Genomic DNA, 17,329 nt, shown 5'->3' with positions numbered 1-17,329 from the left:
AAATAAATGATTTGAGGATGTGTTTGTAATATAAAGTGTTCTACAATTATTAGACAGATAATCCTAACAATTGTAACTTTGTGTCAACCGGTATTGATTTATTATGAGGTTCCAATTCATTTACGAATTGGGGCTTTTTGTCAATTTTAGTTAGAAATTCAATCATAATTTGGTAGATAGAATGTGGCCAGTTTCTATAGCCATAAGTCGTTCGTTTAATTTTACGATTAGTCTCTTCAAGTGTACCGTTTGAGAGTTGACAGTAATCCATGTTTTTTATAAAGCACTTTTTATGGATAAAGTTTTTAATGGTTGCGGTAAGGTTGAGAACTAACGTTCTCAATCTTACTAAGGGCTTAAGGAAAGCCGTGATAATCGTGGTTATAGAAAGATCGTACTAAGTGATAAGTTGCGAAATAAGTCTGAGTAAATTATGCACTGAGTTCCAAGTCTTTCTAATATGATTTGCTCTTGGATTAAGCGGCCTTTTAAATGCTTAAACTACCAAACTTGAGCTTTTTTCAAAGTTCCCTTGGCTCTTTAGATAAAGTCGCCAATAGACCTTTAGCGCGCGATATTGATGTGTCTTGGATTTAAACTGTTTCATTAGTCGAATTCGGGTTTGGATTAGTAATTTAAGGGTCATTTAGATTAAGTGGAAGTTATCCATGATTAGCTTGGCATGGGGGAATAGTTCTTTCGTGGCCGGGCTAGTATTGCGAATTAAAATCGACGCACGCGACGACGATTTTTATTGGAATAACGATTAATATCGGCGTTCTTATGGTCTGAAAAAATAGTTATAATGTTGCAAGTTTTCGCGTCTAGCACAATAAAATTTATTTGGTTACCGGGGAATTAAAATTCGTCAATATACAGTTATCGTCAAGCGTGATTTCAGATATTTGGTGTTGTTTCTTTGCTAGCGTCGATTGAGCAGTACAAGTTTTACCACAGTTTTTACAATGGACCGCTGTTTTCTACCAATAAGCCTGCTTGCTCACTAACACGTGATAGTCGAATTACGGCGTTTTTATGCTCATTGTGTTGACCACAACGCGGACAAACAATATCGTCATAGGATAAATCATCAGTAATGCGTATGGCGTGAGACCCCGGTGTTTAGTCTTTTAACACAATAGTCTTTAATTTGAAGTGAAATTCTAGTAAACTGTTCTTGGGACGTACTGTTCACTTGCCTTCAATTAGTTTTTGTCGACTTAATTTGGCACGGGGCGGTATACCCTTTTTGATTTGTGACAAAAAAATTTGATGTTAATGGATTTCATCCATCAGCACCAAATATCATAAATCCGAAATTCCAGGTCCTTTTTTGAATAATGATAGCAAAACGAACAGAAAAGCAAGGCACCCGGTTATTCACTACTTACGACCAAACGGCCCATAACAACGCAAAGTTGACAACAGTCCGTCGCTTATTATTTACAATTATATTAATGACTACATTGTGTTAGTTAGCCAAAGCCTTGAAAGCACAAGATAGCCTAACTAGGTTATACTTCAAGCACCATAAAGCAAAGAAATTTGTCCCATGTTAGACTAGCTTGCCATGACCAATTTATTACGCGTTCGTAATCAGGTATCATTGTGTAGCTTAAAATTTTAGTACACATAATAAAAAATGTGCTACTCAAAATCCAAGACCGTTGCAATACTAAGCAGGAAAACTATCCGGATCATATTGTTAGTATTACTTTGTTGGCAGGTAGATTGGAAAATGGCTGTTTAAACTGAATTTTATCATTTTCTCAAACAAAATATTTTTGAATTTGGAATTATTGCCTAAAAAGTTACGTTTTAATTGTCAGCATTCGGATTATATTATTATTGATAGCTTACTGCCAACTGATTAAAAATAAAACCTTTATATGGTAGCAATAATATCGGCTATAATGTGATTAAGTGGATTTATTACTATGGGTTTAAGGTTAAATTTGAAGTCACTAATAGTGAGATTGTTTTACTTAAAATCTTAATTCCAACAGTATACTATGATATTAGGACGGTACAAACTTGCTTATCGCTTTAGCCAGGTCATCAAGTGGATAGTTAAGTCGCAAGCACGTAACAAGCAATTAATTTTTGGACGTCGATACGACGTAATAAGTGGACAACCAACCACTGATCAGTATTTGTTAGACCGACAATAGCGCCGATTTGAAACTACTTTTTAACAATTAAATGAGATATTGAACGAATCCAGGTTCTATACAATATCAGTTTTTCAATTACGATAGAGTAATATTTATTTGTTCATACGATGAACAAACTTGTAATCAATTAGCATAACGAGTATTAGAGTTATGTTTGTTTACTTAGTGCTTAGTATTTGCTTGTTGAATAAATGGTGATACTTTTAAATCTCATAATATTTTATCAATGTTGCGCTTTTGAAAAAAGTTTTGTAATATGAAAGAAATTGTTTAATGCTAATTATACATGAATTATAATTTATTCATGATTAGGAGGACGAAATGAGTATTAGGATAAGTGGTAATTTTATTGTTAAATTTATTAAAAAGTATTTAATTTTTGTGGTGTTGATTAGTGTGCTAATCGGAGTGGCAAGCGCATATGTGACTGAGTTTTCCCACGGGTCAACTTATACTTCTTCAGGAGAGCTAGTCCAAAACGATAACAATTATAGCTTGATTGCGTCGTACAAGCAGTTTGTATCTTCAAAAAAATTTACTAGTTTGTTAGATAATGAAATTAAGAAAAGTAATTGGAGTAATAGCAAAATAAAGTATGATTATACAGTTAGTATTGAAGCTTCGGGTGGTACTACGACTCCTTTCTTTACATTACAGGTAAATTCAACAGATCAAAAATACGCTGAGTTTCTTGCTAATAAGGCGATAAATATATTTGTTACAAATATCGGAAAATATTTGTCTGGATCTAATGTAACTATTGTGTCTAACGCGACAAAAGGTAATGTATCGGATGTTAAATCCGATGCAATTAAAAAATTTCTGTATACATTTGTATTGACCTTTGTCATTCTTAGCTTTTTGCTAATAATTAAATATATATACATAGGTAAAATAGTAGATTCACATTATGTTCAGGATGTATTGGGAGAAAAATTTTTAGGTACTATTACACAAAAAGATAATTAGGAGAATGTACATTAAATGAATAGTGCAGAAAGCATAAAGGAAAATATAAGAAAAATTAGTGGAAATATTCAAGACGTATTGGGCAAAGAGAAAATCATTTCATTTTCTACAATGACAAGTTTAGCAACTCAACGGACGGTAATTGCTAATCTGGCAATTATGTATGGCCAAGCTGGGGTAAAAGTAATCATTCTAGATACTGATTTTAGTAATGACTTATTCTCATCTACTTTTCAGGTGAAAAGCGAGAGTTCGTTAGATGAATTTTTAAATGGTAAAGAAATGAATATTAATAAAATTATCACTAATATTCCTGGGCAAGAGGTAGATTTAATTCCATCGATAGCTAAACAAAATATTGGGCATGGTCAAATTAATGCAACAGAAGATCCGCGACTTAAAATGTTATTGAGCTATTTAAGTAAAAAATATGATTTAGTGTTAATAAATACACCTCAAATCATTGATGATAAAAAGATGAATAAAGTTTTATCACTATCTGATGGAGTTATCTTTTTACATAAAGTAAAGGTTAGTCGAAAAAAAACAGTACGTATGTTGTTAAAAAATGCTAATCTTAATAAAGTCAATATTTTAGGTTATATTGCAGTGGAGGATTAGTATGAAATTGTTAATTTCAAAAAGAAAACTACTAATTTTCCTTTTGATTTGTTTAATAATATTTGAAGTTGTTTTTATTATATATAAGAATGAAGCAATAAAAGATGATACAAATAGAGAAGACGATTATTCAGAGGTACAAAGCATTAAAAAAACAAGCCTAGAAGAAGGTTTATCGAGTACCCTAAGGTTAGGGACAAATATTAGAGTTCAGAAAAACGCTCGGGTATTATTGGACAGCAATACCGAAAAATTAGATAATTCTCAGTACAAAGGTGCTTATGTTGGTGTTAGTGACGGTGAGATTGTTTTTTCTGGAGCACTTGGTTTTGCCAATGCACAAAAAAAAGAAGGATTTAAATATGATAGTTCATTTTTAGTTGGTAAATATCAAGATTATATAAATAATGCTATTTTAGTTGAAATGATACAGCATAAAAAACTTATTTTACAGGATAAATTATCCGAATATTTACCAAATTTAAAGCAATCCAGTAAAATTAGTGTTAACGATTTGTTATTTGGAAAGATACATTATTATAGATCAGATAATTATTCAAATGATTTTGAATTGTATGATGGTAGGATTGATAAGGAAAACCCAGGAAAAAAGTGTGTTGATACTGTTATTAAGCAAAGACTGATTACTGCAATAAGCCATTTGAGTTATATTGAAACGTTAAATAGATTATTAGTTAAGAAAGTTGAAGCTTCAGATACACGTGCATATTCTGCTAGTAATGTGTTTGCAAATGATGTTAGTGGTTATAGTTACTTAAAAGAAGGAAGTAAGGTAAAGCAAAAAAATATAATTAAAAAAGAGCCAGTTATCCCAGGAAGTTCACAATTAAGGATGTCTATTGCGGATATTCTTAAAGTACATGAGGGAATTTTAAAAAATCTTTTTTTTGAAGAAAAATATAACAGACTTTTTCGATCAATCTGTAATAGTTCACGACCTAAAAACATGTTTCTGAATGATTACTACAGTTTTTCAAGTCATGATTCTGGTCAAAGTATACATTTATATTCAGATTTATCAGGAAGTAAAATAGTTTTAATCGCCTCAAATTATCCCAACAGGGCGGTGTCTAATGATGAACTGGCGCGTAAGCTTTGGAACTTTATTTCTAATAACTAAGTATAATACAAAAGGAGATGTACTAACATCAAGGTTAAGGTACTTATAGCAGCACACAAAAAATTTCCAATGCCTGCAGATAAACAATTATATTTACCAATATTAGTTGGCGCAACCCAAAATTTTAAACCAGAAATAAAGTATCAACGAGATGATTCTGGAGAGAATATTTCAAATAAGAATCCTAACTATAATGAATTGACGGCTATTTATTGGGCGTGGAAGAATATGAATAACATAGATGCAATTGGGTTGATGCATTATCGAAGAGTGTTCTGTAAGGGTTGGGGACGTGGATTTCGAAATGTGCTAAATCAGCGAGATATAGAAAAAATGCTGAGTGGGAATGATGTGTTGTTACCCAAAAAAAGATACTACATTATAGAGACAAACTATTCTCATTATATTCATGCACATAATGCGGAGCCGTTAAAGGTGTTGGAGGAAGTCATTAAAGATACTTATCCTAAGTACTATGATTCATTTATTCGTGTTATGAAAAAACGCAGTGCCCATATGTTTAATATGTTTATAATGAAAAAGGCAGTTTTTAATCAATATAGTTCATGGCTTTTTTCAGTGCTTTTTGAAGTTGAGTCTAAAATAGATATTAGTGAATATTCTGTACAAGAAAAAAGAGTGTTCGGGTATTTGTCTGAATTATTGATGGATGTCTGGATTGAAACTAATAATATAAAGTATGATACAGTTCGATGGAAGCAATTAGGTAGAAAACATTTAATAAAAAAAATTGTTTATTTGGTATATCGGAAATTTAAGCCTGGCGGAACTGAAACGCATTTTTAGTTAATTAGGGGGATTAGGATGAAGCGGATTTTAGTAGTTGGTGATTATCAAAAGGGGAGTGGACTTACCGGTTATATTCTTTCACTTTATTCAGAGGCACAAGATTTCAATGTTAGTTGTGTTTCGTATTCTGGTAAGCATGAGTTAGATACCGTATTGAATAATAAAAGTTGGGATAAATTTGACATTACACCGGTAAGGGCTAGCTTAGTTAAGCATTGCTACGAGTGGATGATTTTTTTTAAAAAGCATCATAATGATTTTGATATAATTCATTTTAATTATTCTTCTGCATGGAATTTTTGGGCTGTATTAATGGCACGAAAGTATACGGATGCGCGGATTGTTATACAAAGTCATAGTGCATTTTATAGTAAAAGGCCCCATGGTCTTGAAAAAATTGTTTTGGATTTTTTAAATAAAGTAGGAAAAGTTATTTTTAATCGTTATGGTAATTTAAAAGTAGCTGTGTCAAAACAAGCAGCATTATGGATGTTCGGCCAAGCAAGTGATGTTCATATTCTAAGAAATGGTATAGATGTGTCCAAATTTAAATATAGTATGAATAATCGTATGAAAATTAGAAGTGCTAATGGTTTTACTAAAGATGATAAATTGTTGTGCTTTGTAGGTACTTTAACACCATTAAAAAACCCCTTTTTTACTTTAGATTTGTTAAAAAAATTACGTAAGGCTGATACTTGTTTTCAATTATGTATTTTTGGTCAAGGACCTCTTTTGAATGAACTAAAACAGAGGACAAACGAACTGAATTTAACTGATTATGTTCATTTTTTTGGTGTAAAGACAAATATTAATGAGTGGTATTCGGCGATGGATGTTTTTGTATTTCCCTCTGAAAACGAAGGATTTGGTTATTCTATGTTAGAAGCGCAGGTTAACGGATTGCCAGCATTGTGCTCAACTACAATACCAAGTGATGTACAACAGACCTCCAGTGCTGTTGCTTTGCCATTGAGTGATTTAGACTTATGGGTAAATAAGATTCGTAGTCTTGAATTTAAGCGATCAAAGAAAGTATCTGATATTAATGCGGGTATCATTCAAAGTAATGGGTATTCAATTGATCAGACAGGGAATTTTTTTTTAAGGCTGTTGAGTAATTTATAGGTGGGGCTTGGGACGATGAAAAGAATATTATTAATTGGAATGACTAGTGGAATCGGTGGTGTTGAGACGTTTATAACAAATTTGTTAAAAAATATTGACAAAACAGAATTTCAGGTCGATTTATTATTGTACCAAAGGCCAAACGATAAATATGCTGAGATAATTAAAACTAATGTACATAAAGTTTTTTACGTTAATTCAGTACGGCATAAGCCATTAAAATGGTTGGCTAATATTATATATTTTTACGCAAAAAACAAATATGATGTTGTTCATATCAACGAATGCTCTGCCAAGACTTTTTTATATGCTTGGCCTGTTGCCTTTCTTAGAAAAACAAAACTAATAGTTCATAGTCATAACGGTAGTGATGATTCACGGATGTTGCATTATATGCTTCGTCCATTTCAACAAGTAACAACTGCTGCAAGATGGAGTTGTTCTGATAAAGCAAGTAGGTGGATGTTTGGTAATAATTACGCAAGAAAATATAATGTTACAGTTATTCAAAACGGAATTGACACAAAAAAATATCGCTTTACTAATGATGTAAGAAGTGAGTATAGAAAAGCGTTAAATATTTCTGATGATCAGATAGTTTTAGGCAGTATAGCTCGATTAGAAAAGCAAAAGAATCATACATTCTTATTGGATATATTTAAATCATTTTTGATTACACATCCAAATTCACTTTTACTGATTATAGGTGATGGTAGCTTAAAGCAACAATTAATTAAAAAGGCCAATAGCCAGGGAATGAGTCGAAACGTTTGTTTTTTGGGCAATCGTAATGATATTCCTAAGCTATTGCAAGTAATTGATGTTTTAGTTATGCCTTCACTATATGAAGGTTTACCATTTGTAGGAATGGAGGCACAAGCTTCAGGAGTACCTATTGTTGCGTCAAATACTGTAGATCATAATTTAGATATTACCGGTAAAGTTTCTTTTATCAGTTTGGATAGTAATCCGATAGATTGGGTAAAGGCTATTGATCAAGGACTTGTTATATCGTCTGACGCTAAAGAATATGAAGTTATCGATAAAGAATTTTCAGATGCGGGATATCTTTTACAAGATACAGTTTCAGAAGTTGAAGATCAATATATAAGATTATGCTCAATGATAAAGGAGAAAGAATGAAAATAAAGCAAAAAATCAAGCCTATTTTAACTCTGATTATGAAGTTATTTGGACTATTTCCAATTAAAAATAATAAAGTTGTATTTTCATCTTTTTCTGCAGGATCTTTTTCTGATAACCCTAAATATATTGCAGAAGAATTATTAAAAGAAAATTTGGCTGTTGATTGTGTTGTTGTGCTAAGAAATACTAAACGTATACATCTTCCTGATGGAATTAGGTATGTTAAATACAATACTCTTAGGTATTTATTTGAACTTTCAACAGCACGTGTATGGGTGGATAATACTAGAAAACAAGATTTTATTGTTAAACGCAAAGGGCAATACTACATTCAAACATGGCATGGAGCAATTCCATTTAAGGGAATAGAGCATGATATTGCAGAGTCTCTTTCTACAAAATATATAAATATAGCAAAGCATGATTCGCAATTGATAGATTGTGTACTCACAAATAGTGACTTGGGGAAAGAAATTATCAAAAAATCTTTTTGGTATGATGGACCAGTAATCAAAACGGGGTCACCAAGATTAGATAAACTAATTTCAAAAGATAGTTTATTTCATGATGAGGCCAAGCAAAAGCTTAATTTAAAAACGAATGTAAAATATTTATTATATGCGCCAACGTTTAGAGATAGTGGGGATATAAGTGTGTATAATATTAATTTTAGTTCAATTATCAATTCTCTTGAAAGGCGATTTGGAGGAGATTGGAATGTTATTGTTAAATTACATCCGAATATTAAGGACGAGCATATTAAAATTAGCAAAAATGTAATCAACGCAACCCAATTTCCAGATATAATAGAGCTTTTTAGTGTTGCGGACGTTTTAATTACGGACTATTCATCATCAATGTTTGAATTTGCGCTTACAAAAAAACCGGTTTTGTTATATATGCCAGATATTGACGATTATCTTAAATATCGTAGTACTTATTTTGAGATAGAGGAACTTCCTTTTAAAGTGGCGAATAATTTACATGAATTGTCTAGTAATATAATTGGTTTTAATACAGAGCAGTACCATACTGAACTGGATAAATTTTATAAAAAATTACATTTATTAGAAGATGGAAACGCGAGTCAACGTGTAGTAGATATAATTAAAAAACAAATATGCTAATAATTAGGAAGTGAACTTATATGAAAGATGTCATTGCAATTGTGGTTACTTATAATCGCTTAAAGTATTTGAGAGAGTGTATAAAATCTTTAAAGAAACAGACAGTTAAGTTAAAAAAAATATTAGTTATAGATAATAAGAGTACTGATGGCACTGAAAAATATATGATGGATGAGTTCTATTCAGATAAGCAAGTTGTATATAAGCGGTTGAGTGAAAATTTTGGGGGTGCTGGTGGCTTTTCAGAAGGCGTTAAATTTGCTATGAATTTGGGCGGAGAATTTTTTTGGATTATGGATGATGATACTATTCCTGAGGATAATGCGCTGGAACAATTGTTAATTTCTGATCAAAAGTTAAATTCAAATTGGGGATTTCTATCTAGTAATGTCCGTTGGAAAGATGGGGCGCCTGCTAAAATGAATCAGCTTATGACTGGAGAAAATTGGTCTGATAGGGTTGATGATGGATTAATTGAAGTAATGTCAGGAACATTCGTTTCTGTATTAATTAAAAGAACTGATGTTATCTCCGTTGGCTTACCAATAGCAGAATTTTTTATATGGGGAGACGATACGGAGTATACATCAAGACTTGCCAGAATAGCCCCTGGGTATTTTGTTGCTAGTAGCCATGTTTTACATAAGACCTTACAAAATTTAAATGTAGATATTATAAATGAATCCGTAAAATCAAAAGTAGGTCGTTATTTTTTTAGTTATAGAAATTCTTTTTACAATGCGCGTAAAGATAACAGATTGACTAAATATATAATAAAGTCTATCATTACATCGTTTAAATTGCTGTTTGGAAATAGTAAATTTAAATGGTCAAAGTTTAGAGTGTTGTATAAAGGAATATTGGCAGGATTCTTTTTCAATCCACAAATTAAATATTATAATCAATAAAAGTGTTTAGAATAATGAGAATTGTACAAAATAAGAATATTGTATTGTTAGGGGGTGGTGTATAATTCTTTCATTGTTAATTTGGTTATTTGGATGCTTTGTTGCAAGTTATTTTTTAAATAATCGAGAATTGTTAGCACCATCTGTCATATTTTCAGGGTCTCTGTTACTTGGCTGTATTTGTGCTTTTCTTTATCGAAATAAATGGGCTCTTGATTTGCATCTAAATACATTTTTGGTTATTAGTTTAGGAACGTTGTTATTTGTGGTGGTTTCGAGCGTTGTACATCAGTATTATTCTTATAACCTTGATATGAATTTAACAGAGAATGTTGTTGATCCAAAAACGATTTCAAATTTTAAAATACTGCCTATTATATTTGTGGAAGTTGTAACAGTGTTATTTACTATTTATGAGATTCAACGTATTACACCATCTAATGGCCTTTCGAATTCAATAGCTTTGTATAGAGCATTATCAATTAGCCCAACTAATACTGTAGATTTGAGTTTACCAAGAATATTGAACTTAATGAGATTGTTTACTGGAGCAGTTGGTTATTTTGTTGGTTTTCTATTTATGAAAGATATTGTATACAGAAAGAAAATAAACTATTTATATTTAGTAGTTATTTTATTGAGTGTGGTTAGTGATTTAATGTTGGGATCTCGTGGCGGAACAATGACTATTTTGATAGGCCTATTTGTTTTTTTATACGCTCTCTATAAAAAGAAGAAATCTTGGAAATCCGAGAATAACATTAAGCTAATTTTTGGAATTGTTGGAATTGCAGCGGCGGTTATACTGGTTTTTCAAGGCTTTGCTAATCTTTTAGGGAGAAACACGAGTGAATATTCATTTACCTATTATCTTGCAATATATTTAGGAGCCGAGATTAAAAATTTGGATATTTTCCTTCAAACAGTTTTTCCAATTCAAAATGGCTTTTTTGGTGAACAGACTTTTATGTATATATGGAAAACTATTTCGCCTTATATTGGAATCGATTCTAGTATATTACAGTTTGATTTGCCGTTTTTAAGTGTGAATGGTTATAGTTTAGGAAATGTGTACACGGTTTTTTATTCGTATCTCTATGATTTTGGTTATATTGGAGTTCCCATTCTTGTATCTCTAATGGCATTTATTAGTCAAGTGTTTTTTGAAAAATTCAAACGATTCAGACTTAATCAGGGAGTTCCGATTTCTGTATTAGTTTATGCGAGAATATTCTCAGCGCTTGCTTTTTCATTTTTTTCAAATAAATTTTATGAAAATATGTTTAATTTTTCTTTTTTTGAGATAATAGTTATATGGATCCTTTTGAATTGGTTTTTGTGTGGTAAGTCGCTAATTAAAATTAGCTGGTATAAAGATTAATGTAAAGAGTATTGCTTTTTGTTTATTTTTTAGTCTATATTTTTCTTGGTTTGTGTTTGTGATGATATTCAGAGTTCTTTGTCACATTTTTTCTTAACTAAAACGGTAGTTTTAGTTTTATTGCGAGTTACGTGTAAAGTCAGTTCACGTGCGGCTGGTAAGTTACTCTCTTAGAACGAAAAGGATTTTTTATATTTTTGGGTTTGGCATTCGCGCTGGATTATTTTTGCAGTTCAATACAGTTCGTATTTATTCAAAGTATGAAAGTTACACAGACTAACTTGCGGGCCGTTAAGACACTAGCATATGTTAATACTTGGGTACTTCCTGATATTTTATTTATAATATTGTGCAAAGACGAAATCTTACAATTTTATTGAATTGGTAGCTTCAATTAAGTAATACTGTGGACATTGATTACTTATCCGAGCACGGGGAGTTGCTTGTTGGTCTGTATTACTGGGCTGATGGCGGAGCTATGCTAGTGTAGCGTACTTTGCGATTTTTAGTTTGTTTGGTGAAGAGATTATTTTGACCAATTTACGCAATGATACGGGTACTATAGATTAGAACTACACTTGAAGAGGTCCCAGTTAACGTTTGACAAAGATCAGTGATGTATTTATCTAGTAACTTTAATTGTTATTGATACATACGAATCTCATTGGCGTACTTAAAAGCCTTTGAAATCTCTTCGGGATTGCAAAAGCGACTACAGCTAGGCAGATTTAACTCGTTTACTGCTCATCCAAAGGTAAGGTAAGGTGACAGTTTCGTCTAGCGAATAACGCTCATCAGTTAAGGAAATCATCATGGCATTACCAAATATTGAAGAGATAGTTCAGTATTGATCGTGTTCAATTTAAAGTACAAGTTGTTTAGAAAGTGGCTCTTACTATCGGCAATTTGCTTAACAACGTAAATGCTAAACGCTGTAATACCAAGTGCTTTTTTCACAGACAATCGGGATCTGGTAACGTCTTAACAAGATAAATTCGGCAATGCTTTTGGCATTAATCCGATTAGTTTTTTTATTATCGTAAACCTTGCTGAACCGTGGGGGTAACCACTTTAAAGTTTAACGCTCGTGTTCGATGTTCTGATTAAATTCATAGTTTTGTAGAACGTTATGGACTGCGTCACTTCCATATCAATGATAATTTAATCAAATTTCTGTTGATGATCAGTCGATATAATGCCCCTTTTGCTTGGACACTACTTGGTTGATTAGAAGCTTCATCTTGAAACAAAATCTGATGATCACTGTTCAAGTCATAGTAATCGAGTTTAGTTTTAGCAATACTAATATTCAAGTTTATAGGATTGGATTTCCTTTCTTGCTTGATTAATTGGTCTAAGCTTGGGCGCTGCATGTTATCCTTTAGCCAATGAAGCCATGAATATAGCCTTGCAATCTTGGAAGTTACTGCTATTTTTTGAGCTGCGTAGTGATATGCGAGTCACTACCAAAAGCTAGTGCACGACGGTTTGTGGTTTGTAATGAACGATTTTATCTGGCGGTAGACTATCTATGTAGTCTAAAGCATCTAGCTATGAGAGATGAAACTATATACTAGTTGGACTTAGATCTAATGAGACAGCACGCAACGCCCAAACCATAAAATGGTCTAATTTTATTTGTTTATATTAAATATACGAGGAGAGATATTTATGTCGAATTATTTGATAGTAGGATCTGGTTTATTTGGGGCTGTTTTTGCTCATGAAGCAGCTAAACGTGGCCAGCATGTAACTGTAATCGAAAAGCGTGATCACATTGGCGGAAATATTTATACTAAAGAAATTGAAGGAATTCAAGTTCATATGTATGGGGCGCATATTTTTCATACAAAAATGCGAAAAATTTGGGAATATATTAATCAGTTTGCGGAATTTAATAATTATATAAATTCACCGATTGCAAACTATCATGGTGAAATATATAATTTACCATTTAATATGAATACGTTTAATAAATTGTGGGGGGTAGTAACTCCAGAAGAGGCCCGTAATAAGATAAATTCGCAAAAGGCAAGTGTAAAGTTAGATGGTGATCCACAAAATTTAGAAGAGCAGGCCATTTCATTAGTTGGATTAGATGTATACGAAAAGCTTGTAAAAGGGTATACTGAAAAACAGTGGGGGCAACCGGCAAATACCTTGCCATCTTTTATAATTCGACGTTTGCCAGTTAGATTAACTTATGATAATAACTATTTTAATGACCCGTATCAGGGAATCCCAGTTGGTGGCTATACTCAAATAATAAGTAAATTATTAAATCACCCTTTTATAGATGTGCGAACTGGTGTAGATTATTTAAAAAACAGAGATGAATATGATTCATGTTTTGACAAAATTGTATATACTGGTATGATTGATGAATTTTTCAACTATAAGTTTGGAGAGTTGGAATACCGTAGTTTAAGATTTTCAACCTCGGTTTTAGATACTGATGATTTTCAAGGTAACGCGGTTGTGAATTATACTGATGCAGAAACACCCTTTACTCGAATTATTGAGCATAAGCATTTTGAGTTTGGTAAGGGTAATAAAAATAAAACCGTTATAACGCGTGAATATCCACATGAATGGAAACGCGGAGATGAACCTTATTATCCAATCAATAATCGGTCTAATAAAGCATTATATACGAAGTATGCAGAGATGGCACAGAAAAAAGCTAAAAATACGATTTTTGGTGGGCGCTTAGGACAATACAGATATTATAATATGGATCAAACAATTATGGCTGCTTTGAATAGTGTAAAAAAAGAGTTTGGTGAATAGTGTAAGCTATGTTTAATGGTGTGCGTTGTAGTGGGTAATTTGGTTGTACTGTTTGTTTGATAACATTTGGCTGACGCGCATTTTGTTGGATTGGTATCTGGAATGTAATTTTTTATTACGGTAATCTGTCCTTTATTTTGTGACTTGAATAACCGAAACTTAATCGTGATTGATAATATTTGTAAAATGATAAGAAAAGCTGAACAGAGTTCTGTATAAGGTACATTTTATGGTTGTTAAGATTATTAGTTAAGTAGTTTATTCTTGATTAAGGTTAAATCTTGTAGCCAATTGTGCTTAGTCTGTGGTATAAATTGCGTTTGGATTTTTGGGCATTTAACCAATTATTAATTAGGACTCGATTAGCAACCTAGAATTGTTTGTAATGATACAGTAAACTAAATTGGGTCATGAGGACATATCGTTCTTAAATTCGTCACAAATTTAAGAACGGGTCTTTGTGGCCTGATTTTTAATATTGTGCTTAAATTTTAAATTAGAGAATAAGACTTTAGTTATGTGAGGATATAGATGAAAATCGTTAAGAATTATTTATATAATGTTGGGTATAATATTTTAACTTTGATAACTCCATTAGTAACTGTGCCGTATATTTCCCGTGTTCTTGGTCCAACTGGTGTGGGAATAAATGCAACTACAAACTCGGTAATTACATATTTTTTGTTGGCTGGAACTGTTGGAATAACGATTTATGGTAATAGAGAAATTGCCATTATTCGTGATAATATTGAGAAACGGTCTAAGACTTTTTGGGAGATTGAATTTTTACAATTAATTACTATTTCATTAGCATATGTTGCTTTTCTATTATTTTTATATTTCCAAAGTGATTTAAAAATCTATTTTTTTTATCAATCTTTTTATATAATTGCTGGTGCACTTGACATTTCTTGGTTTTTCATGGGCCTTGAAGATTTCAAAAAAACAGTATTACGAAATATGCTGATTAAGTTACTTTCGTTAATTGCAATCTTTACATTGGTGAAGACAAAAAATGATGTTGGTGTTTATATTTTAATACTATCGATTTCACAGTTATTAGGAAATATGACGCTTTGGACTTATTTACCAAGACTGGTTAATAAGCCACAATTTCGACAGCTTAAAGTTTTTAGTCATTTAAAAGCGTCCCTTCTATTGTTTGTTCCGCAGGTGGCAACGACAATTTATTTAGCCTTAAATAAAACTATGTTGTGGAAGTTAGACTCGGTTTCTGCATCAGGATTTTATGATTATTCAGATAAGTTAGTGAAATTAGTTTTAGCTATTGTGACTTCGACGGGAACTGTAATGTTGCCGCATATTGCTAATCTGTATGCTAAAAAAGAAATTAAGCAAGTAAAAGGGTATTTATATACATCATTTGACTTTGTGTTGTCAGTTTCAATTCCGATGTCATTTGGAATTGCTGCATTAGCGACCACTTTAGCGCCGTGGTTTTTTGGTGAACAATTTTCTTTAGTGAATCATTTATTAATGATTGAAGCACCAGTCATTATTTTAATTGGTTTAAGTAATGTGATAGGGCAGCAATTTTTGCTACCAACTAAAAAAATGGGGACTTATACTAAATCAGTTGTTTTGGGAGCTGTAACTAACATTATTGTGAATGTACCATTAATCCTTGTAATGGGGGTTCAAGGGGCAATGGTAGCTACGCTTTTATCTGAAATGGTTGTAACGACTTATCAATTAATTAAAGTGCGAAAAATTTTAAAAATGAAACAATTATTCAAAAATTTAATGAAATATAGTGCTTCTGGGATATTTATGTTTATTATAGTATACAGACTTAATATTAATATGAAAATATCTACAGTGAGCTTGATTGAGCAAATTATTGTGGGTATTTTGTGCTATGTGGGCGTTCTTTTGATTTTACAACCAGACATTTTAAAAAAAATTAATTTTTTAAAAAAATGATATCCTGAATACGTGTGGCACCAGTTCGTAATAAAGGTTCTTCGTCAAGTGAAGTTGATAGAATCTTTAGAAGCATTTATGCCAGTATAGATGCTTTTTTAAGCGACGAATTGTAAGCAGTAAATAACCGGACGTCTTATTTTTCTCTTCGTTTTGTTAGTGACGAATTGTCAGACCAAGTGCAACTTTTTTCTAAAGAAAACTTCAGTTGGACTCTTCCAGCCTAAGACCTTACGTGGTCGATTGTTCAAATCATTAACGAATTTCGTAATCTCCTGATCGGTCAACTTGTCTAAATCAGTATCTTTCGGAAAATATTCACGAATGAGGCCATTAGTGTTTTCATTAGTCCCACGTTGTTGTGGCGCGTGGGGATCCGGAAAATAGACCTGAATCTCAAGCTCCTGACCAACTTCGCGGTAACCCGCAAATTCAGTTCCACGGTCTGGTGTAAGCGTTCGTACTAGTTTCGGCGTCACAGTGTGTAATAGATCAATCATGGCTTGCGTAACGTTTTTAGCGTTTACTTTTGAAACCCGTTGAGCTAATAGATACCGTGACTTACGGTCAACAAGGGTCACCACAAAGCAGAGCGCCCCGTTTTTCCGCGAACGGTGTCGCCTTCCCAATGGCCAAAACGGGTGCGATTTTTGCAAGAGACCGGTCGATCATGAATTAATGGTACGTCGTTGAAGCGCCCGTGTCGTTCGTTAATGGTGTCTTTGACTTTCCGGGTCTTTCCACGATGCCGCAATTTACGTGCAAACCCACGCGCACCATGACTTTTAGTCTTAACGCCTAAATTATTAAGTCTAATGCCACGATAAATCGTGTTATAGCTGATTTTCCAGTCACTATGCTCAAAAGACAGTCGCCCAGCAATTTGTCCGGGTGACCAGTGCCGGTATAGAACACATTCTAAGACAAAATTACGTAATTCAAGGTTAGTTAGTAGTCTTGGACGGCAGCTTTTTAAACTGTGTTGTTGGTAATTTTTCTGGGCGTCTACCGACGAATAATCGGCTCGACAACCATTCCGCTTAATTTCGCGTGATACCGTCGCTTTTGAGTAACCAATCTGATCAGCGATAACTTGGCAAGTTTCCTTAGCTGCGATACCTAATAGTATCTGTTCGCGGTCTTTTAAGGTAAGATGGGTGTATAGATTCATGGCCTGAGGTCTCCTTTTA

11 protein-coding genes and 1 pseudogene are annotated in these 17,329 nt (G+C 32.6%); 11 read left to right on the top strand and 1 reads right to left on the bottom strand.

Annotated elements, in window-relative coordinates; genetic code table 11:
- The first annotated feature begins 2,495 nt into the window (after positions 1-2,495).
- The 11 genes from FFM79_RS00365 (at position 2,496) to FFM79_RS00315 (ending at position 16,139) form a co-directional block, all read left to right on the top strand.
- A complete protein-coding gene (locus tag FFM79_RS00365) occupies positions 2,496-3,143 on the top strand; it encodes a YveK family protein (RefSeq protein ID WP_137641498.1) in 648 nt (215 codons plus the stop codon).
- Between the two features lie 15 nt (positions 3,144-3,158).
- Positions 3,159-3,764: an AAA family ATPase gene (locus FFM79_RS00360; protein ID WP_137641497.1), complete on the top strand. Its 606-nt coding sequence runs from the start codon at positions 3,159-3,161 to the stop codon at positions 3,762-3,764.
- 1 nt (position 3,765) lies between these two features.
- On the top strand, positions 3,766-4,905 hold the full coding sequence (locus FFM79_RS00355; protein WP_137641496.1) for a serine hydrolase family protein: 1,140 nt from the start codon (positions 3,766-3,768) through the stop codon (positions 4,903-4,905).
- A gap of 27 nt (positions 4,906-4,932) precedes the next feature.
- Entirely contained in the window at positions 4,933-5,712 is a 780-nt protein-coding gene (locus tag FFM79_RS00350; RefSeq protein ID WP_137641495.1) for a DUF4422 domain-containing protein, read from the top strand.
- Positions 5,713-5,730: 18 nt separating this feature from the next.
- Complete coding sequence (locus FFM79_RS00345; protein WP_137641494.1) at positions 5,731-6,843, top strand: glycosyltransferase; 1,113 nt, start codon at positions 5,731-5,733, stop codon at positions 6,841-6,843.
- A 15-nt stretch (positions 6,844-6,858) separates the two neighbouring features.
- The gene (locus FFM79_RS00340; protein ID WP_137641493.1) at positions 6,859-7,986 is read left to right on the top strand and encodes a glycosyltransferase; all 1,128 of its coding nucleotides are present in this window, start codon (positions 6,859-6,861) and stop codon (positions 7,984-7,986) included.
- A complete protein-coding gene (locus FFM79_RS00335) occupies positions 7,983-9,116 on the top strand; it encodes a CDP-glycerol glycerophosphotransferase family protein (protein ID WP_170177335.1) in 1,134 nt (377 codons plus the stop codon). The genes FFM79_RS00340 and FFM79_RS00335 overlap by 4 nt, the downstream gene beginning before the upstream one ends.
- 20 nt (positions 9,117-9,136) lie before the next feature.
- Positions 9,137-10,024, top strand: coding sequence for a glycosyltransferase family 2 protein (locus FFM79_RS00330; RefSeq protein WP_137641491.1), 888 nt, complete (start codon positions 9,137-9,139; stop codon positions 10,022-10,024).
- A 73-nt stretch (positions 10,025-10,097) separates the two neighbouring features.
- Positions 10,098-11,405 (top strand): O-antigen polymerase, encoded by a 1,308-nt coding sequence (locus tag FFM79_RS00325; protein ID WP_170177334.1) that lies wholly within the window; start codon positions 10,098-10,100, stop codon positions 11,403-11,405.
- 1,671 nt (positions 11,406-13,076) lie between these two features.
- A complete protein-coding gene (gene glf, locus FFM79_RS00320; protein ID WP_137641489.1) occupies positions 13,077-14,195 on the top strand; it encodes a UDP-galactopyranose mutase in 1,119 nt (372 codons plus the stop codon).
- A 531-nt stretch (positions 14,196-14,726) separates the two neighbouring features.
- Positions 14,727-16,139 carry a flippase gene (locus tag FFM79_RS00315; RefSeq protein WP_137641488.1) on the top strand — a complete coding sequence of 471 codons (1,413 nt, stop codon included), beginning with the start codon at positions 14,727-14,729 and terminating at the stop codon, positions 16,137-16,139.
- Positions 16,140-16,309: 170 nt separating this feature from the next.
- Here FFM79_RS00315 and FFM79_RS00310 read toward each other — a convergent pair.
- A pseudogene (locus FFM79_RS00310) lies at positions 16,310-17,310 on the bottom strand (IS30 family transposase).
- Between the last annotated feature and the right edge of the window lie 19 nt (positions 17,311-17,329).

It is taken from the genome of Lactiplantibacillus modestisalitolerans, assembly GCF_005405425.1.
GTDB classification, from domain to species: Bacteria; Bacillota; Bacilli; order Lactobacillales; family Lactobacillaceae; genus Lactiplantibacillus; species Lactiplantibacillus modestisalitolerans.
This window is presented reverse-complemented; position numbering and strand designations above follow the sequence as displayed.

Coding starts and splice junctions, on each gene's coding strand:
- FFM79_RS00335 (WP_170177335.1), top strand. CDS start 7,983: ATGAAAATAAAGCAAAAAATCAAGCCTATTTTAACTCTGATTATGAAG.
- FFM79_RS00355 (WP_137641496.1), top strand. CDS start 3,766: ATGAAATTGTTAATTTCAAAAAGAAAACTACTAATTTTCCTTTTGATT.
- FFM79_RS00365 (WP_137641498.1), top strand. CDS start 2,496: ATGAGTATTAGGATAAGTGGTAATTTTATTGTTAAATTTATTAAAAAG.
- FFM79_RS00330 (WP_137641491.1), top strand. CDS start 9,137: ATGAAAGATGTCATTGCAATTGTGGTTACTTATAATCGCTTAAAGTAT.
- FFM79_RS00315 (WP_137641488.1), top strand. CDS start 14,727: ATGAAAATCGTTAAGAATTATTTATATAATGTTGGGTATAATATTTTA.
- glf (WP_137641489.1), top strand. CDS start 13,077: ATGTCGAATTATTTGATAGTAGGATCTGGTTTATTTGGGGCTGTTTTT.
- FFM79_RS00340 (WP_137641493.1), top strand. CDS start 6,859: ATGAAAAGAATATTATTAATTGGAATGACTAGTGGAATCGGTGGTGTT.
- FFM79_RS00345 (WP_137641494.1), top strand. CDS start 5,731: ATGAAGCGGATTTTAGTAGTTGGTGATTATCAAAAGGGGAGTGGACTT.
- FFM79_RS00360 (WP_137641497.1), top strand. CDS start 3,159: ATGAATAGTGCAGAAAGCATAAAGGAAAATATAAGAAAAATTAGTGGA.